Origin of the sequence: Ornithinibacillus californiensis (genome assembly GCF_001038485.1) — a bacterium.
GTDB classification, from domain to species: domain Bacteria; phylum Bacillota; class Bacilli; order Bacillales; family Amphibacillaceae; genus Ornithinibacillus; species Ornithinibacillus californiensis.
On record NZ_LDUE01000058.1, the window covers coordinates 110,462 to 130,743 of the forward strand.

The 20,282-nt window shown below is 36.8% G+C and carries 28 protein-coding genes and 1 pseudogene; 6 read left to right on the forward strand and 23 right to left on the reverse strand.

What is annotated here, in order from left to right:
• Nucleotides 1-7: 7 nt before the first annotated feature.
• Nucleotides 8-448 (reverse strand): hypothetical protein, encoded by a 441-nt coding sequence (locus TE34_RS14630; protein WP_053075096.1) that lies wholly within the window; start codon nucleotides 446-448, stop codon nucleotides 8-10.
• 133 nt (nucleotides 449-581) lie between these two features.
• Complete coding sequence (locus TE34_RS14635; protein ID WP_047985551.1) at nucleotides 582-1,112, reverse strand: HAD-IIIA family hydrolase; 531 nt, start codon at nucleotides 1,110-1,112, stop codon at nucleotides 582-584.
• Nucleotides 1,113-1,271: 159 nt separating this feature from the next.
• On the opposite strand from TE34_RS14635, the gene TE34_RS14640 reads away from it, so the two are divergent.
• Nucleotides 1,272-1,754 carry a CBO0543 family protein gene (locus TE34_RS14640; protein ID WP_047985552.1) on the forward strand — a complete coding sequence of 161 codons (483 nt, stop codon included), beginning with the start codon at nucleotides 1,272-1,274 and terminating at the stop codon, nucleotides 1,752-1,754.
• Nucleotides 1,755-1,789: 35 nt separating this feature from the next.
• Here the strand turns inward: TE34_RS14640 and TE34_RS14645 are convergent, their stop codons facing one another.
• Genes TE34_RS14645 through TE34_RS14660 form a run of 4 tightly spaced genes read right to left on the reverse strand, consistent with a single transcriptional unit; the run spans nucleotide 1,790 to nucleotide 4,330 of the window.
• Nucleotides 1,790-2,437: a uridine kinase family protein gene (locus TE34_RS14645; RefSeq protein ID WP_047985553.1), complete on the reverse strand. Its 648-nt coding sequence runs from the start codon at nucleotides 2,435-2,437 to the stop codon at nucleotides 1,790-1,792.
• A 32-nt stretch (nucleotides 2,438-2,469) separates the two neighbouring features.
• Complete coding sequence (locus TE34_RS14650; RefSeq protein ID WP_047985554.1) at nucleotides 2,470-2,655, reverse strand: hypothetical protein; 186 nt, start codon at nucleotides 2,653-2,655, stop codon at nucleotides 2,470-2,472.
• 38 nt (nucleotides 2,656-2,693) lie between these two features.
• Complete coding sequence (locus TE34_RS14655) at nucleotides 2,694-3,476, reverse strand: class I SAM-dependent methyltransferase (protein WP_047985555.1); 783 nt, start codon at nucleotides 3,474-3,476, stop codon at nucleotides 2,694-2,696.
• Between the two features lie 20 nt (nucleotides 3,477-3,496).
• A complete protein-coding gene (locus tag TE34_RS14660; RefSeq protein ID WP_047985556.1) occupies nucleotides 3,497-4,330 on the reverse strand; it encodes an aminoglycoside phosphotransferase family protein in 834 nt (277 codons plus the stop codon).
• Between the two features lie 131 nt (nucleotides 4,331-4,461).
• On the opposite strand from TE34_RS14660, the gene TE34_RS14665 reads away from it, so the two are divergent.
• Nucleotides 4,462-5,082: a DUF3298 and DUF4163 domain-containing protein gene (locus TE34_RS14665; protein ID WP_084710724.1), complete on the forward strand. Its 621-nt coding sequence runs from the start codon at nucleotides 4,462-4,464 to the stop codon at nucleotides 5,080-5,082.
• 73 nt (nucleotides 5,083-5,155) lie between these two features.
• Nucleotides 5,156-5,314, forward strand: coding sequence for a hypothetical protein (locus TE34_RS21080; protein WP_157037644.1), 159 nt, complete (start codon nucleotides 5,156-5,158; stop codon nucleotides 5,312-5,314).
• Between the two features lie 64 nt (nucleotides 5,315-5,378).
• Here the strand turns inward: TE34_RS21080 and TE34_RS14670 are convergent, their stop codons facing one another.
• The 3 genes from TE34_RS14670 to TE34_RS21085 form a co-directional block, all read right to left on the reverse strand.
• Complete coding sequence (locus tag TE34_RS14670) at nucleotides 5,379-5,870, reverse strand: hypothetical protein (RefSeq protein ID WP_047985557.1); 492 nt, start codon at nucleotides 5,868-5,870, stop codon at nucleotides 5,379-5,381.
• Between the two features lie 73 nt (nucleotides 5,871-5,943).
• Entirely contained in the window at nucleotides 5,944-6,288 is a 345-nt protein-coding gene (locus TE34_RS14675; RefSeq protein ID WP_047985558.1) for an ASCH domain-containing protein, read from the reverse strand.
• Nucleotides 6,289-6,324: 36 nt separating this feature from the next.
• Nucleotides 6,325-6,501, reverse strand: coding sequence for a hypothetical protein (locus TE34_RS21085; RefSeq protein WP_157037645.1), 177 nt, complete (start codon nucleotides 6,499-6,501; stop codon nucleotides 6,325-6,327).
• Between the two features lie 274 nt (nucleotides 6,502-6,775).
• Here TE34_RS21085 and TE34_RS14680 point away from each other — a divergent pair, with 274 nt between their 5' ends.
• Nucleotides 6,776-7,792: a TIGR00341 family protein gene (locus TE34_RS14680; RefSeq protein ID WP_047985559.1), complete on the forward strand. Its 1,017-nt coding sequence runs from the start codon at nucleotides 6,776-6,778 to the stop codon at nucleotides 7,790-7,792.
• A 78-nt stretch (nucleotides 7,793-7,870) separates the two neighbouring features.
• Here TE34_RS14680 and TE34_RS14685 read toward each other — a convergent pair whose 3' ends face one another.
• The 6 genes and pseudogenes from TE34_RS14685 to TE34_RS21755 all read right to left on the reverse strand — a co-directional run.
• On the reverse strand, nucleotides 7,871-8,239 hold the full coding sequence (locus tag TE34_RS14685; RefSeq protein WP_047985560.1) for a hypothetical protein: 369 nt from the start codon (nucleotides 8,237-8,239) through the stop codon (nucleotides 7,871-7,873).
• 27 nt (nucleotides 8,240-8,266) lie between these two features.
• Entirely contained in the window at nucleotides 8,267-8,902 is a 636-nt protein-coding gene (locus TE34_RS14690) for a LysE family translocator (protein WP_047985561.1), read from the reverse strand.
• Nucleotides 8,903-9,068: 166 nt separating this feature from the next.
• Nucleotides 9,069-9,581, reverse strand: a complete 513-nt coding sequence (locus tag TE34_RS14695; protein WP_047985562.1) for a hypothetical protein — start codon at nucleotides 9,579-9,581, stop codon at nucleotides 9,069-9,071.
• Nucleotides 9,582-9,650: 69 nt separating this feature from the next.
• The gene (locus TE34_RS21250; protein WP_169749104.1) at nucleotides 9,651-9,821 is read right to left on the reverse strand and encodes a hypothetical protein; all 171 of its coding nucleotides are present in this window, start codon (nucleotides 9,819-9,821) and stop codon (nucleotides 9,651-9,653) included.
• A 101-nt stretch (nucleotides 9,822-9,922) separates the two neighbouring features.
• Nucleotides 9,923-10,390 (reverse strand): lipoprotein, encoded by a 468-nt coding sequence (locus TE34_RS14700; protein ID WP_047985563.1) that lies wholly within the window; start codon nucleotides 10,388-10,390, stop codon nucleotides 9,923-9,925.
• Nucleotides 10,391-10,845: 455 nt separating this feature from the next.
• Nucleotides 10,846-10,929 (reverse strand): annotated as a pseudogene (locus TE34_RS21755) (BBE domain-containing protein); the annotation flags it as partial.
• Nucleotides 10,930-11,204: 275 nt separating this feature from the next.
• Between TE34_RS21755 and TE34_RS21090 the strand changes: the two are divergent.
• Both TE34_RS21090 and TE34_RS14710 read left to right on the forward strand, forming a co-directional pair.
• Complete coding sequence (locus TE34_RS21090; RefSeq protein WP_157037646.1) at nucleotides 11,205-11,732, forward strand: hypothetical protein; 528 nt, start codon at nucleotides 11,205-11,207, stop codon at nucleotides 11,730-11,732.
• Between the two features lie 132 nt (nucleotides 11,733-11,864).
• Entirely contained in the window at nucleotides 11,865-12,623 is a 759-nt protein-coding gene (locus tag TE34_RS14710) for a hypothetical protein (RefSeq protein ID WP_047985565.1), read from the forward strand.
• 94 nt (nucleotides 12,624-12,717) lie between these two features.
• Here TE34_RS14710 and TE34_RS14715 read toward each other — a convergent pair whose 3' ends face one another.
• From TE34_RS14715 to TE34_RS14750, 8 genes are all read right to left on the reverse strand, one after another.
• Entirely contained in the window at nucleotides 12,718-13,422 is a 705-nt protein-coding gene (locus tag TE34_RS14715) for a hypothetical protein (RefSeq protein WP_047985566.1), read from the reverse strand.
• A 92-nt stretch (nucleotides 13,423-13,514) separates the two neighbouring features.
• A complete protein-coding gene (locus TE34_RS14720; RefSeq protein WP_047985567.1) occupies nucleotides 13,515-17,153 on the reverse strand; it encodes a cupredoxin domain-containing protein in 3,639 nt (1,212 codons plus the stop codon).
• A 19-nt stretch (nucleotides 17,154-17,172) separates the two neighbouring features.
• Nucleotides 17,173-17,460 (reverse strand): hypothetical protein, encoded by a 288-nt coding sequence (locus tag TE34_RS14725; RefSeq protein ID WP_047985568.1) that lies wholly within the window; start codon nucleotides 17,458-17,460, stop codon nucleotides 17,173-17,175.
• Nucleotides 17,461-17,473: 13 nt separating this feature from the next.
• The gene (locus tag TE34_RS14730) at nucleotides 17,474-17,764 is read right to left on the reverse strand and encodes a hypothetical protein (protein WP_047985569.1); all 291 of its coding nucleotides are present in this window, start codon (nucleotides 17,762-17,764) and stop codon (nucleotides 17,474-17,476) included.
• Nucleotides 17,765-17,784: 20 nt separating this feature from the next.
• Nucleotides 17,785-18,501, reverse strand: a complete 717-nt coding sequence (locus tag TE34_RS14735) for a hypothetical protein (RefSeq protein WP_047985570.1) — start codon at nucleotides 18,499-18,501, stop codon at nucleotides 17,785-17,787.
• Between the two features lie 108 nt (nucleotides 18,502-18,609).
• On the reverse strand, nucleotides 18,610-19,191 hold the full coding sequence (locus tag TE34_RS14740; protein ID WP_053075097.1) for an SCO family protein: 582 nt from the start codon (nucleotides 19,189-19,191) through the stop codon (nucleotides 18,610-18,612).
• A gap of 14 nt (nucleotides 19,192-19,205) precedes the next feature.
• Nucleotides 19,206-19,667, reverse strand: coding sequence for a hypothetical protein (locus tag TE34_RS14745; protein WP_047985571.1), 462 nt, complete (start codon nucleotides 19,665-19,667; stop codon nucleotides 19,206-19,208).
• A 7-nt stretch (nucleotides 19,668-19,674) separates the two neighbouring features.
• The gene (locus TE34_RS14750) at nucleotides 19,675-20,094 is read right to left on the reverse strand and encodes a hypothetical protein (RefSeq protein ID WP_047985572.1); all 420 of its coding nucleotides are present in this window, start codon (nucleotides 20,092-20,094) and stop codon (nucleotides 19,675-19,677) included.
• Between the last annotated feature and the right edge of the window lie 188 nt (nucleotides 20,095-20,282).

Below are 20,282 nucleotides of genomic sequence, written 5' to 3' on the forward strand. Positions count from 1 at the left end.
CCCCCCGTCAATATCCCCAATCATCCACACGCCATTTGTCCGATTTACTGTCTCTAACTAATATCCACTGCCAATCGACATATGTTGAGTTTGGGTTGAAACTCCCATCGCCACCTGAAGCATCCACAATAAAATTAGATAATAAAACAATTACATTTTCATCCTTCATGTCGTCTGAACCCTTACCGTATGTTAAATAATCTCTGGAATACCTATCAGATTCGGCCTCTGAATACCATAAATCCGTAAGTTCACATCCTTCAAAACTTCTAAATTTCTTTTTTACAGCATCTACAGCTTCGTTTATTTCCTTTTCTGTAAACTTACTGGAATCTCCGATACTAACTTGAACATTACTCGTTTTGCCAGCTTGAGAGTAAAACATGATTGTTAATATAGCAATTGCTATACCCGCTGTTAGACTAAGCATATAAATATTCCTTTTCATAATTAAACTCCTTAGTTAAATTTAGTCACCCTTTTTCCGTACATATCTACCTTCACTTTAATAATAACACAATATTCCAAAAACTTAATTGAGAGTTTAACTAAAAAGGTTACCTCACCTTAATAACTCTTCTTTATGCATATTTTAATATCCATTTAACAGCATCCAACAAGTTTACTGCTATGTAATCTGGTTCTGTATTTCTCCATTTTTCTCTATATTGATGTAGAGAATTATGTCCCCATCCAGTTAGTACTAATACTTTGATTGCACTTACTGCATGAGCTGCTAACATATCCGTTGAACCAACATCACCAATAAAAGCTGTTTTCGATAGATCCAAATTATATTTATCCGAAGCCTCTAGCAGTAATCCTGGTTTTGGTTTATGACAATTACAATTATCATCTGGGCTATGCGGACATATAAATGCATCATCAAATCCATATGTCATAAATTCATTGTAAAAATCATCTATTGTCGCTTCGCCTCTACTAATTCTGTGTTGGTTGGTACAGGCAAATATTTTGATGTTATGATCTTTTAATAGTTGTAATGCAGATTTACTGAATGGGTATGGGGTGAAATCTTTAGGATGAATAAAATGTCCAGTACCACCTATTGTTCCATCACGGTCTATAAAGATTGCTTGTAGATTCATCAATTACTCCCCCTTCTAATCCCGTATGATAAGCCCTGAAACGATTTGGATAACCAATTTATGCTGCTTTGTATATTTGTTCTGTAAGGCATTAATTTTCATACAAGTCAGCGCACATAAAAACCCACAGCATAAGACACTCTATTTATAGAGGTGAATTACATGGGTAATAAGTTAGAAAAAACAGTAGAAGTATCGGCATGGATCGTTACTGCTTTACTATTGATTAAATACGTTCCTAAAAATAGAATCCGAGAAGCACAAGTAGCTTTTTCATTTAAACAATTAATTACGGGGCTATTTGGATTACTTGTAGTAGAAAATAAGCTTATTTCCTATCCAAAGCGTCTTTTTTTCAAAAAGACCATTAAGTCCAGTTTTACTTTTGAATACTTTGTTTATCCTGCATTATGTACGATCTTTAACTTGTATTATCCCGAAAAGAAGAATAATTTTATAAAACTGCTTTATATTTTATTCCACTCAGCAATAATAACTGTTTTCGAGTCACTTGCTCTTAAGTACACCAAACTAATTCGTTACAAAAAATGGACATGGTATTGGAGTCTACTAACAATGGGGTTAACTAACTATTTATCCCATATTTACTTTAGGTGGTTTTTTAAAGATCAGTCTAGTGAATGATGGAATTATTTATTTTAACATGCTAAGTCGTAACTTCACCTTTCAATTTCTTCTTTTTCCAAGATGAGACCTTCATCATCGTTTTTAATAACGATATCAAACTTCTGATGATACGGATGCATGAACAATTCATATTGAATTCGACGTTCCTCATGTGACTGCTTTAAATAATTAATATCCATACCTCTTTCAGAAATGTCTCGAACAGATCTTCTAGAAAACTCAGTATCTCCATCGGTATATAGATAAATGGTTAGATCATATAAATCCGGCTTTGTGAATGCAACACTCATCCCTTCCACTATACTTACTCTGTTCTGGGAGGAGATTAACTTACTTGGCATATACGATGTGTCGATCGTTTTAAAACCAAAGCCATCCCTAATCATCTGTATGTCCCTCTCAAGTCCTGCTATATTATGAGCAGCTGGGTGGCAAGCGGTCATTTTGTAAAAATGCTCTTCATTATGATACTGGTAGCCTATTTTCGCGTATTTCCTAAGCGAGGAACCAATAATATACGGGTCTGTGTTGATATAATTAACTTCATCCGGTGCTAGAGCTTTTCTCAACTTTTCAGCTATGGTTGTTTTCCCCGAAGCACCATGCCCTGAGATTCCAATGATCATTTTGTTATTATGTTTGCTAATCTTATTTGCTAGTTTCTGAATTAATTCATCCATCATTTTCCTCTTCTTTCATTTGTTGAGAATCTTTATTTAAAATTATGCTCTAATTCCTTCTCAATTTCCTCGTTACTAATTTTCTCTACTTCTTCGTCATCTTTAATGTCTAAGTATTTAGAGATTAACTTCAACTGATATTTAATAGCGGATAAACTATAAATAACATAAAAGATTAGCGCTACATTTAATATAAAGAATACAATACCCCAAATCATCATATCTTCCCCCTAAGCTTCCGATCTAACAAGATAATTCAATCTATCTTTAGCTTTATAGCTCTCGTTGCAATAAACGTTTTAATATAGTTGTCTATAATTCTAGTTCCACCAAAATCATCTTCATAGAAACCTGTAATAACAAACCCCTCATCTATTTGTCCTTGAATTTGATCCTCTAGCGTATGGGCATATTCAATTGTCTGCCCAGATGTGATATATTTTTTCACTTCATCCTCTGGCAAATAATCTAATGTGGATGATGGAATGGAGTATTTTACATCCAAAATTCCTTTTCTTTCCTGATTATCATCAAAAATCCATAAGAGAGGATTAGTAAATCCGGCAATTAAGATACCATTCGTCTTTAGTACTCTTGATACCTCATTCCATACAGGTTGAACATCCTTTACAAATAGATTGGAAACAGGATTTATAACCAGATCGAATTGCTCGTCTTCAAAATAACGTAAGTCTGTCATATCACCAAGTACCGTTTTAAGTGTTAATCCATCACGTCTTGCAACCATTTCATCTTGCTCTAATTGCTTCTTAGAAATATCCGTAACGGTGACATCTGCACCAGCCGCAGCTATTACGGGTGCTTGCTGTCCTCCCCCAGAAGCTAAACAAAGAACTTTTAATCCTTCTATTGATTTTGGAAACCAATTCCTTGGGACTGATTTTTCCGTAGTAACTGTGATTTTCCAATCACCTGATTTACTTTTAGCAATCGTATCGCTGCTAACTGCTTGAGTATATCTAGAGCCCTCTTCCACTTTCTTATCCCATGCGTCGCTATTTTGTTTGGTTGTATCCATGTTGAATCCCCCTAGCTCATTTATCTCTTCAGTCTTAATCGTATCTCATTAACTAGTAATTGTTTTTCTTCCTCACTAATCGCATCTGCTGATAGCTTGCGGGCTGCTATTGGAACAATCCAAGGTTCAATGTCCTCATATGTCGTGCCAGTGAGATGTGTATATTCGCCCATAAAAATTTCTATTATCCTCTCTCTGGTAGCATCAAAGAAGGAAACGATGTGTTGTGGTGTACTTGGAGGTAAAACAGCAAATCGAATCATTAAGATGTATTCTGCAATATCAGTTTCTGGATTACCGCTCGTCGCATCATTCCAATCTATCAATACTGCTTTCCCATTGCTAATTAATATATTGTTAGGATTCGGATCTCCATGGCAAATTTTCGATTCAATAGGTAAACTATCTAACATCCGGATAGCTTCCTCTTTTTCCTCTTCACTTAGATAATCTACACTTACTATTTGTCGCTTTAAATAGTCTCTTTGAGGTCGTAATGCTTCATGTGCTGAACGATGTACTTCGCTTAATAGTCGAGCTGTAAGCCGAACATCATTCCAAGTCATTTCTGGCTGTTCCTCATTTGATTGTTCGAGAATACTCTTGAATAAGCGTTCTTTTTGGGTTTCCCCATGAACTTGTTCAAAAACAATACCTGGTCGATTATCAAACTCCACAATTTCGTAGGCTCGAGGAACTGATAAACCCATTTCCCACATAGCTAACGTGTTCTCAAATTCTCTTTTCAAGGTGCTAAGATTCGTATTTGGTTTTGCTAGTTTAATGACCTTGTTGCCCTCCCACTCAAACACATCGGAGTTACCACCTTCACCTACTTTTCTACCAAGCTTCATACATGCCCCTCCTTTAGCAAACTTTACCATCACTATAACACAAATATTCAGAGTAAATTCCATAGATTTCCATTTGCGTTATCACACCTTATTTCCCACGGAATACAATATGCTAGAAAGGTGTGAGGAAAATGCCTATTTCTTTCCCAGTAGACATTCAGACGCTTTGGGTAAGTGGTGGTCGAGATAAGACAGTTTATTACCCCCAAGTTACTCGTATGAAAAATCAAATGCTCGAAAGATATATCAATCAATCGATTATCCATGAGACTCAGAGTTTAATCAATCAACAGATTGCCGAGATGCCATCAACCGTAGTAGAGATGCTCGGAACTTATGAAATTAAAAATAATCAACGTGATGTATTAAGTCTTACTCTTACCAACTACACCTATCACGACAAAGCAGCACACGGAATGACGTATATACGGTCATTAACATTTGATCTGGAAAAAGGTAAGAAATGCGAATTAGCGGATCTTTTTAAACCGGATAGTAATTATGTCGAAAGGTTATCCACCATTATCAAAGCACAAATTCAAGAAAGAGATATCCAATTGATCGATGATTTTAAAGAAATCAGTCCGAACCAAGACTTTTATATTGCTGATAAAACACTCGTCATTTATTTCCAACTATATGATATAACGCCATATGTATTTGGTTTTCCGATGTTCCCGATTTCTGTATATGACATTCAAGATATTATTAAGGAGGATGGACCTCTAGGACGGCTGGCGCAAAACAATTAACTTCCTCAGATGTTTTCTTCTTCATTAGTTTTTTCACTTGAATGTGGGCATAGTACTACTAGGAGGTGTCAGCATGGTGGATAGAAACGATGAGGATTTGAATCAGTACAAAGCATCTAAGGCAAGTGACGAAAAAACAGAAGCAGTCTCCACAGATGAACGGCACAACAGAAATGCCCGGGAATCTGCAGTAGAGCAGAACTATCCTAGAATTGACACAGAAAATTTGTAGCTTTTACAACGCTTGGTTAGACGAAATACCGAGCGTTTTTTTTCTATTTCAATCACTCTTTGTATTAATACTCATCCCATTCAATCTCATCGTTATTTAGAATTTCTTCAATCACATCCGTATGATGAGATTCACTAATAATCTCATAAGGAACTCCATTGACGTCGAGATAATTTTCATCGAAGAATAGATGCACCGTTTCTGTGGAATAGTGCTTTTCAGCAACCTGATTCTTAGCGATTATCTGAAGCGAATAATCTAAATCATATCTATCGATGTCACTCCTATTTCCAAGTTTTTTTAATTCCATATTCCTAAATCCTTCCAATATAGTCGTCATTGTCTCTTGATCTTTAATAGTTGGCGTTATTTTTCGTTTCAACCAATTATTCTGGCCAATCGAAACAATAATCCCCTTTACTTCTGTTTCTTCATCAATCTTACCTGACAGAACTTCTTCTATTGTTTTATAAATAAAAATCTCTCTAAAAATAAAGATGAAAAGTATAAAAATAATTGCTATTACTAAAAGCTTTAGTAATTTTTTCTTCTTCATTCAATCCCCCCTGAAAGACCATTACTATAAATACGTTTCTCACAGTCAATTTGTTTCAAAATTCATTTGAATCTCATTCTGAGAGATTAACCCAAATAACTGCCCCCATTGGGTGCTTATACGGTACTGGTTCCTTATAGATTCTAGGATTAGCAAGCACCCAAGCATACGTTTTCTTATAAGGTAATTCCAGAGCATTTCCACTCTCTACACCATGTAACTTCTTACTCTTCTGGTACTCTTCCAGCGATAATTCAATACTTTCAACAAGTTCCACTTCCCCAAATATTTTCCCAGAACCACTCTTTATCAGTGCAATGGTCCCTCGAATCTTTGAATTGGAACCCCGAATCTCCCAAGTCTTTTCCCCATTTAAAATTAATTCGATCCATGGTGATTTGATGATGAGCCCTTTCATTCTGTTTCTCCTCTGTTAGTTAGTTTTTTAGCTAGATTAGAAGAATATCCCTCTTATAATGGCAACAATTACTACCAATCCAATCAGCATAAATAATCCTTTAAAGGTGAATCCTGTAGCAGCGTTACGCCCGTGTGACCACATATTGTTATCACTATCGCGGCTGTTGCGAACAATATGTTTATCTAAGTTTCGATTATCTCTTTCTTTCATTCGCTTACCTCCTATCTACTTATATCTTCCCCTCTGATTGGCGTATCAAATAGGACTCCACCTGCATCAAGGAAAATACAATTTATTGACTCGTAGTTTTGGCTCATATTACCCCTCTTTTATCCAGGTTTTGTAATCTAATTTAATTCTAACATAAAATTCTGACATCTATAAACGGATTCCTGCTATAACTTCTCCAGATTACCCCACTTCTAATAACTGTACTTTCTGGCAAAGATATTAATAAAATATACATTGCAATAGGAGCGGTACAATGGAATTACAACTAATTGAGGCATATGTACCACAGCAGCACTTCCAAAACGTAGATGCATCCTTGAAAGACTTCCCATCTGTTTCGTATTGGATTTCTAATGAACCAATTGATCGAACACATATCCGGATTCTCGTTGATAAAACAAAGACGGAAGATATATTAAATTACCTTGAAAAACAAGCAAAAGCTATGGAAGGGTTTGAAGTGTTGCTTTTTCCAGTTCAAACATACATCGCTCGATTAACGGAGGAAGAAAAAAAACAGAGAGAGAAAACAAAAGAAGAAGATGCGAGTAAACTGCAGCGAGTCAGTCGGCAAGAACTACTTGGAACCATTAAAAAGACTAGCAATATTACACTGAACTATACGCTATTGATTATCATTGCCGCAATCGTCGTTACGATTGGGTTTATTCAGAATAGCCCCGCAGTCATTATAGGAGCAATGGTAATCGCACCAATGCTCGGACCTGTGATATCCATTGCTTTTTCTTCCATTTTAGGTGATAGTACTATACTTCGGGGATCTATGATGACGTTGCTATACGCAGTAGTCATAGTAGTAGTTATATCCGTTGGTTTTACTTTCTTTTTCCCTGTACCTATTGATAGTAGCGAGTTTTCTTCCAGAACTCATGTGAATATTGCAGATATTGTGTTAGCATTTGTCACTGGCATTGCCGGGGCACTATCCACGCTCAATAAATTACCTGGATCTCTTGTGGGGGTAATGGTTGCAGTAGCTCTTATACCACCAAATGTAGTACTAGGCATGACGTTAGGGGCAAGAATGTGGAAAGAAGCATATGGGTCCATGCTGTTGCTCGCAGGAAACATCTCCGCTGTCATCTTAGCTGGTATCATTGTCTTTTCCCTAAGTGGCATCCGACCAGTTAGATGGAGTGAAGTAGAAAAAGCTAAAACATCAAGAAAACGATCGATACTGTTTGTAAGTTTAGTTATTGTTATTTTAGTTATTGTTATCTTATTTAGTAAGAATCTTGATTTGGTTTAAGAAGATGAACCATACGGCAAGCACCTCCTCCTTATTTTTTAGGGAGGTGCTTACATAAACATTATTTGCAAACCATTTTTAGAAATCGCTAGTCGTCGACTTTTCAATTAAGAAATCTATTAACTCTTCCCTATTATTTGTCTCGAAAACTTTATACTCTGTATCAAAGACTATATAATAGGGGATTTCTTCTATTTCATCAAAAAGTGGGCTATGGCCTTGAGGTATAGTCTCCTCTTGCATTGATTTTACAACTGTAATTCCATTTTCTTTTAGTAATTCACTACTAATCCTATCATCGCGATCAGAAACTACTACATATAAAGCGTAATAATATTCCCGATCTGATAAGTAATTGTCGTACTTTTCTTTATTAGGAAGGAGTGCTTCTGTCGTACAACCGGTTATAATAAACAAAATCATAATTAAAATTATCGTTTTTTTCAATCTTCTCCTCCTTTATTAAATCCTCCACTACAAAATGTACTCCGTTATTCCTATGTAAAACTCATACATAAAATAAAGAGAAAATCCGAGCAGTAAAATTCCTGCTAGAATTGAAAAAATCCTGATCATATTACGGCTCATCAATTTCCTAGTGAAAGCAATAATCGTAAGTAATCCGATGTCATGGATCAAGATACCTGTCATAATTCCTGAAGCAATCATAAAAAATTGTGCAGGTTCGGAAGTATCATAGGATTGGGTAAGCACGGTTCCGAATACACTTAACCAAAATACGAGATTACCAGGTGAGATGGCGACCAAAAAGCCGTTTCGGTAGGATGATAGTATCGATTTTGTAGGTCTCTCTCCCTTAAGGGTAATATCTTTATCTGCATTTTTAATAGAATCATAGCCAATTAGAAGCAAAAACACTGCACCAACAAGCCACATAGGTACCTGGATAAATGGGATTTGTAGAACTGAAGCTAGCCCTAGATATAGAGCCGCAATTAATAATAAATCAATTGTCATCCCACCTAAACCAACTGCCCAACCATGCAAAAATCCATTTTTCATTCCTTGTTTGGACATTTCCACTGTTATTGCTCCAACAGGCATTGCTATTGCTAAACCTATTAATACATATGTGAAAAACAGTTCCATAACATACCTCTATTCTTCTATTGGAATTAGTAACTCAGCTTCTAGATTATCTTTACGTAAAATTCTGACATAAACACCCAAACTCCACAAGACCTAATCCTAATATGTTAGTAGGGACAGTCCCTCTGTGAACTTATTCACAGAGGGACTGTCCCCACCCATAGCTCTATTCAATTAGGTTTCCACTATTGTCATAGTATCTATAATCTGTAAATGAGTTTTTTAAATTGGGCAATTCAATCCATTTAACCGATGCTTTCATTGGTTGAAACTCTACTTCTGTAGGTTGCCCATTAATATCTACTGTCATTTTGGCAATATCATTTTCGCCGTTTGTAACAATCAAAAAGGGAGTCATTTCTTCCATAACGTTCGGAATAAATGTACTAAAAGTCTCTTGGTTCCTTACCTCTAAATGTCTCCATTTATAATTCCCATCTTTATCCTGATCAAACTCAATATAACCAGGACTGCCATCGGCCAGAATTGGAACAACCCGTTCATTTATAAAGTCCTTTATTTCTAGGATTTCAATGGACATGTTTTCATATCCTTCAATAGAGTTTATTACCCTTATGATAGATTCCTCATCATTACCATATAGTCCCTCTTCTGCATAAACAGCAAGAACAACACCCAAGACTAAGAAAGGTATCATAAACCAGATAAACCGCTTCATCATTTTCCTCCTTTCATAAAGCATTTTATATACTCTATAAACTATAATTCATTCTTATTCTGAAATATTTTAATAAGTGCCTCGTTTAATCTCTTTAACCGTGTTAATTTGAGCATCAGCTCCGAACGTGGAACGGAACTTTTTTCTAGCTTCTGCGGGCGTTCGCGCAATGATTGACTTACTCTGTTTTTCACCATTCTGCTCTGCTTCAACTTGATATCGCTTTGCTCCACATTTCACTTATAACACCTCTTCTATCTTAATTATCTCTCTTTAGATAATGTGTGGTCAAAGGTTTTCACATAAAAGCAGCGACTGCTCCAATTGAACAATCGCCATCACTATTTAACCTCCAACGCAAATGCATAAAAAGCATCCCCATCAGAGACATTGCCATTCTCCCACCAAACTCCGTAATAGTAATAATAAAGCCCTTCTTCATCCGGTGCAGTAAAAGTATGGTCCGTAACAGTAACATCCATTTCACCATCTTTACTAGACTGAGTTAAATGGACCTTATTTGGCATCGGCTTATAATCCATACCAAACATTACAGTTGCACCAGCTTCCACCTGAATTGGGTCCTCATCCATTAACAGTTGTTTCGGTCCAGCCGTATCCACACATTCAGCATACCCGAGTGACTTCCAGCAATAGGTGCCTAGCTTCGTATCAAATCTTTCACCGTCAATCTCGATATAAGCATTAGGAGGCTTATCTCCTTGTGAACTACTATTAATTTGTCCAGGCGTATTACACCCACTTAAGATGAACATGATTATTATAATAAGTAGATACTTTTTCTTCATAACTAATGTCTCCTTTAGTAGTTTAGACGGTATTTTTAATGAAATTGTTTCACCTTTGATGAATGGAGAATTTCTATTCTTTAACTCGCCCACTAAATTTAACCAAGTTAATGATTAGCGTACTTCTATTCTCCAACTCAATTCAATTTTTCTACCAAAATAACGATTTGATAGATTCTATTATTCATCTTACTCCAAATTCACTGTTAAGTTAACGATTAGAACCCCTCTATTCCTCATCTCAATCCATTTCCACTGCCAAGTTAACATTTAGAACCCTTCTATTCCTCATCTCACTCCATTTCCATCTCCAAGTTAATGATTAGAACCCTTCTATTCATCAACTCACTCCATTTCTACCGCCAAGTTAAGGATTAGAACCCCTCACAAAATAGCCCAACAGAAAAACCCATTAAAAAAAGCCCAAAATCCACGGATCTTGAGCTTCCCCACTATTATTCAGGAACAATATTATGGTTATGGCAGAAACGATTATCTGGGTCATATTTCCGCTTCACTTCTACAAGTCGTTCATAGTTTTCCTGATAGACAAATTCAACAACCTGCTATGATCCACGGGGACAGGTACCTCGGTTCAACCATGAGATCAGAAACCTATCCCCTATGACTTTCTGCCGATCCATGGTACCTTCCCCATGGAATGCCGAATTCGTGGAATCACTAAATTCCCAAAGACGGTTTAATAGTCCAATCAATGTTTGAAGTTAATCATAGTATAAAAGTAGGATAACATGGCTTTTTAATCAATTTTAGATGTATGGTATACGAACAAATGTTAGAAAGGGGAAATTCCATGCAAGAAAATTTTTGTTCACAATGTGGTAATAGAATCCATCATTCCGATTCTTATCCGCAAAATAGAAGTTGTGACTGCCATCGTCGTCACAACAGGAGTCACCATTGTGGATGTGGACATCGCGACCACCATCAGGGTGGAGGCTGTTGTCACCATCATTCTTATAGACGTTCTATTTGTGATGATAATTTTAGATTACGGTTAGGCGGCCTACAAAACGGTTTAAACTTTCGTTTGAGACAACTGGTTGGCAGTACAGTTGAGGTGCGTTTGGAAAATGATGAACTTGTACAAGGGAAAATCTATCATGTTGGATCGAACTTTGTTGAATTGATTGTTGGCGAAGACAGAACATCATTCCCTGATACGGAAGATGAAAGTGAACAAGATAATGAAGAAACTGAAATTGAATCAGAAGACACTCAAGATCAAGGAGAAAAAAGCCATTCATTAATCTTTTCAACAGATAAAATAAATGATCTAAAACATCTTGGGAATTGTTCTACACATTGTAGATGCCATTAGCGTTACCCTCGGGTAACCTTATTACATCTAACTTCAATACACAGCAAGAATTCTACTAAATAGTTCCAATCCCCCACTTAAAATACATTTTCTAAATTAATTAGAAAAGTTCTGATGGGAGTTTACTAAACCATGATTACTATCTTTAAAAACTTACATGCTCGTTCCCAGAATGAGCATGTAACTGCATTGGAAAAAGAATTACCGTATCTTCTCTTCTATCTACGAAATGGAGAAGTTTATAAAACAGTTGGTACAGATAATTTGAACCGCCTGTTTCATACAACAATTTTCAAATTCAATGCATACCTTGAAAGTTGTAATTCTATTATTTTGACTCCAATAAACCTTACCACTAAGAAATTATCCCACAAAAATAATGTTACGATTCCACTTTCCATATTTTGCGGATTTCAATGGGTTTCCACTAGGACGCTAGATGCTTTCGAGGATATGGTAAATGAACTAGAATATCCAGTGAGTGATAACAACAAACAAATTGACAAACATAGCCAGAAACAGTATGTACCGAATGGAATGAAGAAAAACAAAGTAAACCATCTTATAATTAACAGCATGTACGAAGAGCCAACTATCGAAATCCAAGCTTCTTTAGAAAATAGCCATAAGAACAAGAAAAACGGAGAATACCAGAATCATTTCGATAGTGAACCTCTAAAAGAATATCAGGAGGAGGCTAGTTCCGATTCTAAACCTCCAGAAGAACAACTGGAGGAGGCTAGTTTTAAGCCACTAATACCCTATCAGCATCAATCAGAAGTAAAGGAAAATCACCAGATTCATCATCATGACAATGACAATAACCTTTCCTATACAATCATTCCATTTGATCAGATTAAAGCAATCACCATAAAAAAAGACACGAACTGAATACAGCACCAAAGGATTAATTCTTTGATGCTGTATTCTAATGTGTTCCATTAAATTAGTTACCGATGTTTATGATAATAAATCAGTCATATCGTTACTTTATTTTTACCATGGCTATCTTATTAAAGGAGATAACTTTGATATCCTTTCCTACTTTTACTACGATGGTTTCTTTATTGATGTCTGTTACGAATCCTTCTATCGTTTCCCCATCTAATGTAATTTCAATTTTCCTTGCTTCCACTAATAAAAGAAAAATATTGAATCGCATTCCAAAAAACAACTGTATGAGCATCGGTGATGATGCGACGACTTCCCCAAAATAATAAGTTAAGTCTCGGCGGAAACAAGATTCGATGGCTATTTGGGATGACTCTTTATCTGGTTCTGCGTATCTTCCAGATGGTTTAACCTTGATGATTTGTCTATACGGAAGAACCACTTCACCTTCTTCATCTAGCAAAACACAAAAGTCAAATCCTACTGTATCTACCTTCCCCAGGAGTTTACTACCTATCTCTAAATCTACTTCTACCATTAAACCTTCTAGACCGTTAAACGCATTGCGAAAGATTTCTTCAGGAGTTCTATCGTTATCCAAGGCTAAGTCCAATAATAGTCTATTGGCCCTCGCGATTTTCGCTTTTAACTCTTTAAGCTGTTCTAAAGGAAGGCAACTCGTTGGCGAGGGGTATGTTTGGGATGGATATCTTTCTTTGCAACATCGTTCATTTATACAAAAGTCTTCTACTGGTGCATGATCTACTATCGGTAGTTCCTGTTTTATTACTGTTTTCATCTATATCACCACCTTTCCAATCTTTCATATATGAGCCCTAGTTTAACCTTATGTAAGGAAATGAGAAGAAAAGAATCCTTCCCTTCTCATTCTCATTTATTATTTAAGGGGGGTAAATGTTCCTGCAATTCCCGATGTACCCTCATAATCCCCCACATGCCTTGTTCTATATCCCACCGAATATTGCCTGATCGATACATAAAATCACCATGAAATCCATTCGTTGCTCCTGCGCCACTAATGAGTTCAAGATCACGTATCGCACCAGCTACATTAAAACCAGCAAAAGACTCTACTCGAGAATTCATATCTTTTGCATCAAACCGAAAGCGGTGACCATGTAGATGGAATGTATGTGAACGTCTTCTTTCAGCAGGTGTCACTAGCCGGATGGTTATCGGTTCCCCAACATAACTTTCAAACACCGGAGTAGAAGGGTCACCAAAAGTGATAGAGGAAAATAGTTCGTGTAGTACCGGGTGTTTTCGATATCGATTAATTAAACGTTCACTTCGGTAGTTAAAGCCCCGTGAGCCTTGATCATACGTGTCAACCTCTTCCGCTTCTGCTGGTGGTAATAGGATCCCGTCAATAGGGTCAATAATTAGCTGGCCATCTTTATCCAGTAGTCTTACACCATCGTGCATGACCAACACAAATTCCCTAATTTTTGGTAAAAACGGATTTTTCACAATCACATTGGCACCTGTTTTCACTGTCTGAAGTGTATACGGATCAAGGTATTCCGTTCCCCTTGGCTCAGCAATGAATGCACCAAATGCTCCTTGCGATTTATGATTTCGGATGTCTGCCATATCCCATAAACCACACGCGCCATATGAAGAATCAACAAACCAGCGATACGTTCGTTTCTCCCCAGGACCAACTGTTTGATCATCATTAAATCCAACTGTTTCACCGGCAGAAGTTTTGACATCATAATCTAGTAATTGTGGATGAAGAGAAATTCTTAAGGAAGGTGGATAAAATGCTTGTTCCTTCACTTCAGGATACGGATAAATACCATCTTTGAACGGAAATAAATCAGCTTTTAGCATATTCGTTAATGTCACATCGACGGTATCCCCTCTATTTGCACGGATAATTAGTGGTTGTGGTTGCTTCCTTCCCTTTATAATGTCATCCATATCTTCTCGTAACGCAAAGATAATTCCATGCGGGTCATGATCCCCGAAATCATTGTATTGAATTGGAATTTGAAAAGCGACAATATCAAAGCGTTTGATAGGTCCCGATGCAAGCGCATTGGTAGGATCTACTGCTGGTGGCGGATTCTTTCCACTACTTTTTGGCAATGGTTTTGAACGCTTTAAAGGGGCTGGTCGGTCTGAAAGCGAAATAAGATGCGGTACCTTCTCATCATAAGCACGAATTATTCCCCAAAGTCCATTCCATAAATCTTCCTCTGTTTCAAAAGCCCACAAATAGTCACCCGCTCTTGGTATATACGTTTCAAACGTAAAGGATTCTGATATCCCAATATGTTGCTGACTCTCCTGTTTTGATAGCAGATTCCCTCGTTCTTTATGCCACTTTAAGCCATGAACATTAAAACTGTGAGACTCCTCCTGTGCTCCTTGCAACAAGCGTATTCGTATTGGATCACCCTCATAAGCTTCTAAAATCGGGGTAATTGGATCCCCGTGAACATGAGAACTGAAGCTATATGCAGGGTCACAATCAGGACCTAAGCGGAATTGTAATGGTTCATTTTTATAGTTTACACCAAATAAACCTGGATCATCTTGGGAGCCTGGGAAATTTGGTGGATTGAGTGGTTTCCCATCTTGATCGAACATTTGCGTGAAATCTTGGGCAAATAATACAAAATCACGATAGTTAGCAATTAACGGATTAGTTACCGTCACCTGAGTTCCGTGATCAACTTCTTCCCCAGTCTTCGGGTCAAGCGTTTTGGAAAACCTTGGCTGAATGACACCTGAACCAAAAACACCATGATGCTGATGGGCTAGTGGGAATAAATGGTCGTGAAAGAACCAAGCTTTTAACTCTACATCGGCATAATATGAGTAACGAATAGTTTCACCTGGTAAAACAGAAGAATCATAATTCCACCCAACATTTGCCCCATCACAAACAAGAACATCAAATTTCACAAAGTGAATATGGAATCCTGATTCATAGGTTCTAGTAACGAGCTGAAAAGCATCCCCGTCTAATATATGTGGTAGCCTATTCGTAAAATTGATTTGCAAACAAGTATGTGCAGATGCATGGATGACAAGTGGCTCCGGTTCCTTTTTCCCTGAAAGCACATCTTCCAAATCTTCATCCAGGACATATATTCGCCCTTTCGGATCATGCCAGCCTTGCTTATTGTATACAATTGGAAGTTCGATTACAGATATATTAAATTCCTTTACTGGTACCCCTTTTGGACATGGGTCCGTAAATACAGCACCAGGTCTAGGACTATCAATGGCAGCATTCGTTTCCAGTTCCGTCATATTTCTTCCACCTTTAATACCTAATGGTGGACGCGGGGCCTTATTACCAACTTTACCTGGAATGAAGTTTGGAAAACCAGGATGTAATTCGGTTGGTTTAGGTGGGGCTTCACGGTCAGGTAATGGTTGTAAGGCTTGAATTGGAACACCATTTGGATAACACTGGCTACCGTCTTGAAGAGTATCAAATATTCGGTTCATCCCCCACATCCCTGCAGCAAAATGAGGGTAAAGATGGCAATGTATAACGACATCCCCATAGGAACCTTGTAAACTACCTAATCCGTAAAGAGGTTCAATCGTGTAGTGAGACTGCGGACTAATTGCCTGGGCATCAAATACTTCAGATGACAGGTCCTTTGAATCACTTAACCATTGATGTACATGATAATGGAATACGTGGGTTTCTTTTTCCCCACCATGGAATAGACGGATTTTGGCTGGATCTCCTACATACCCTCTTAATATTGGTGATGAAGGATCTCCGAAAACCCATGAATCGTGATGGACTTCTTCCCCTTCACAATTCGGGCATACTACCCCTTCTGCAAGTAATTGAGATCGCCTATTCTCAGGTTCATAACGATAATTAGCTCCATGAAATGATTCTTCCTCTTGATTAGAAATATGATTAATGGGACGATTTCCAGTAACATCATTCACTTCCATCTCATCATGGAACATCCAAACATATTCCCGAAATGATGGTAAAATCGGATGGTGGATATCTGCGTAAGCCCCACTATTCTTAGGTTCCCCCGTTACAGGATCTGTCCACCAGGAAAATCGGTTTTGTACGCACAATCCACCAAATAGTCCATTTGAATTCGATCCATCTTCACTACTTGATGGATTACCTAGGTCGGAAAAGAAATAATTTCCTTCCCTTACTGCGTGAATACGGTATAACATACACTCATTAGGTGCAGCCGTACTATCCTTATTGTAACCAACCATGGCACCATCAGAGTCACAGACATCATATTCCGCTTCCTGAAAATGAATACCTGTGTTGAAAGGTAGTTTATTTTCAAACAAAATTTCTACTGTATCCCCTTCATTCGCTCGGATAACAAGTGGCTCAACTAGTTCAACCGGAGTAAATGGATTCTTCTTAACTAAATCCTTTACCTTTTGTTCATTTTCCTTTAACACATACATCATTCCATTTGGATTATGATCTCCAAATGTATTGACAACAATCCGAATAGGAATTGCCACAACATGATATTTTCTTATCATAGAAACATCCTCATTTCTATCAATCTTTTAAATCCGGAATTTTCTCTCCTATTCCTGTTTCAATATAGAAAACATTAATCGAGTGGATATGAATATACCATTCTCTGCCTTCTAGTGCTGCAACATTAGTTGTCAGTACATCTAAGGCAATCATGTCTTCGATAACATCCTTAATGTTTCCAATAAACATAAACGGAAATGATTCCGTTAATATAAATACTTTACGACCTTTATTTCTAACAAAATGCTCTACTATTGCATCATCTCTTCTAGCATTGATCATATCCATTTGTTCTAGATTCTTCATTTCTATCCCTCCATTATGTTAATGGGAATGCCATGTCACATGGTACTTCAGTAGAAAATGCTACAACTTGCTCTAGTGGAATACTTAAAGGAAACGGGCATTCATAATAAGGTGCATTGACCATCTTAATAATGACAGGTGACAACGTAATATGACCTTCCTGAACATCTTTAATCGTTCCACAGAAAACAGGACGAAAAACTTGCCCTAATAAATTCAACTGTGTTGCTTGCGTAATAACTAATAACTGTTCACCAAGCTTACATTCCAAATTTGTTAATACACGATCCTCATTTTCAACCATCTTACCCTCTCCTTTTCAGGCTAAAAAATCAACTTTAATACTTCTTTCCATAGTGAAAAAATTCTTACCGTTGCCACTAATTGAATTTCGTGAAGTGGAATGATTGATTCCGTTTTTACTAATTGAAGGTATAAAGATGTTTCATCCGTTTTAATAATTTTTCCAAAATGGCTTTGGCTAGCAGTTTTCACCTCTACCCAACTACCTTTCCACGAATGCAAATTTGTCCTTATAGACTCTTCAAAAAACTGTTGAATTAATGCATCCCTTTTGGTTACTGTCTCACCAAATTGAAGGACTAGCTTTTGGCGTAACTGATTATCGTATATATGATGCTGATGTGGGTTGGAATAAGTTGGGGTACCAAACGGAATCGTGGCAGATTCGATAGAAGTGAAAGGAAGCCAGATCCTTCTTTGTAGATTCGTTAACATGACAAAATCTCGACCAATAGCCGAAACCTTACCTTCTAAAATCCTTGCTTCTTCTTCAATCACCGTGGTTATGACGACTTCTTGGTTTCGTTTCATCTTGAAGAATTTTTTTAGTATCAATGTTTTACGATGTGGTTCATATAAGTGAATTAGTTTGAATAAATTTTGCTGGCTAATATGCTCTGTAAGAATTCTAGTTTCTTCAGCAGAAACTGCACTAGTCGGTGATGAGAATGACGGATTCCCTTTTGACTTTACTGCTTTGTTTTGCTTAACTGTACGTCCCTTCCGATCACCCTTCATATTAATCCTCCATATATCCATATAAGCGGGCTAATTACTGATATGTTATGGTGTTTTTCCCTAATAGTGTAGGTTATATATATTACTTGTTACATGATTAGGCACTAGTTAATGTAAAAGTATAAGAATATTTTCTACAAGTTCATCTAAATTAACTGCATTTTTTCCTATGTTCATATCATGATAAGCCCGAATTCGATTGTTCTCATCTAATAAATACATAATCGTACTATGGGTAATAAAGCCACTACTGTCTTTATTAAACACCATGTTAAATTGGTCTGTAATCTCTTTTGTTTCTTCAACCGTCCCCCTTAGAAAAAACCAATTATCATTAGTTTTAAATTGACTTTTATATTGATTTATTTTTTCAACGGTATCATCTTCTGGATCTAACGTAATCAATATCACCTCGTATTGATTTTCTCCTACCCCTTCATTTTGTAATTTCTCTTGTAATTTCGTTAAATCCATAATGGTCATCGGACACACATCCGGACAAGACGTATAAAAAAAGGCGACCAGTTTTGGTTTCGTAGTAGAAAATTGAAATTCCTTCCCACTAATTGACGTTAGTTGCGGATCCTCTATTGTACCAAGTTGGGGTAGTTCAATCGTACGTGGCCAAAAATAATATACTAAAACAAAGCCCATTAGGATGGAAATTGAGATGATAAGTTTCTTTTTCAATTCCTTTCACCTCCTTAAACTCTTAAAGAATATAAGACAAGACTAAGGATGAATGTAAGAAGGAAAGTAGTAAACCCACATAGGTAAAGCATATTTACAAGGATTTGCTTGGATGATGTAATTGGAATACTGCATAATTGAGGGTTCTTCAAGACTTCCCCTATCATTACTCCCATGGAACTACCGACCATCCCATGATAGAATCCGATCAAAATAGAATGATATTTTACCAATGATCCAAACAAAAACCCGATAAAGACACCAAGTATTAAGGTATGTGCAAATATGCTGGATAATTCAAATGGGAAGATAACCGAAAAATGGATACCTAGGATCAATGTCACAGTCAACGTTACGGTTTTTGTAATAGTTGTTGCAAATCGATCATCAAATAATGCCCTTTTCCTCCTTAACATGACATAGCAGACGGTTGTTGCAATCAAATTCCATATTCCAAGTGCATTAATGATAACCATTTGAACCTCAAGACCTCCTTATAGAAATTACTAAAATAATAATTATCGAACAGACAAGCACCTCTAGGACTAACATAATTAGGAATTGGTTCGTTAAAATAGATCCCAACATTGGTGCCATAATTCCTAACATAAGCCCATTAATTAAACCTGTTAACATGGTTTGATAATCAAAAAGCGCTCCAAATAGCGCCCCGACCAACATACCAATTAAGGTTGAAATAATCGTTATCCATGTAAAGTGAAATGGATACAGAAAAATTAATAGCATTCCAGAAGTTAATCCCATTAATCCTCCTGTCGCCACAGATATATTCATTCCTAATTGAAAACCAATCATTTTTCGTATCTGAAAAACAAAGGAATATAGAATAAGAAAGACTACGAAATTCGCATAAAGCACGAGTGCAAACAAATTCTCATTCATCACCATCACCCTATAACAGAATATGTATAAATATCTCACAAGTTGACATGACGGAAACTATTTCCCAAGACACCTATCTAGACTGTTAACACCTATTGCTCCATATTATTTCTTCTAATACATAATCATTTCGTTCTTAGACTTAGAGAATTAGTTGTATACCTACTATCAACAATATTTTATGGTAT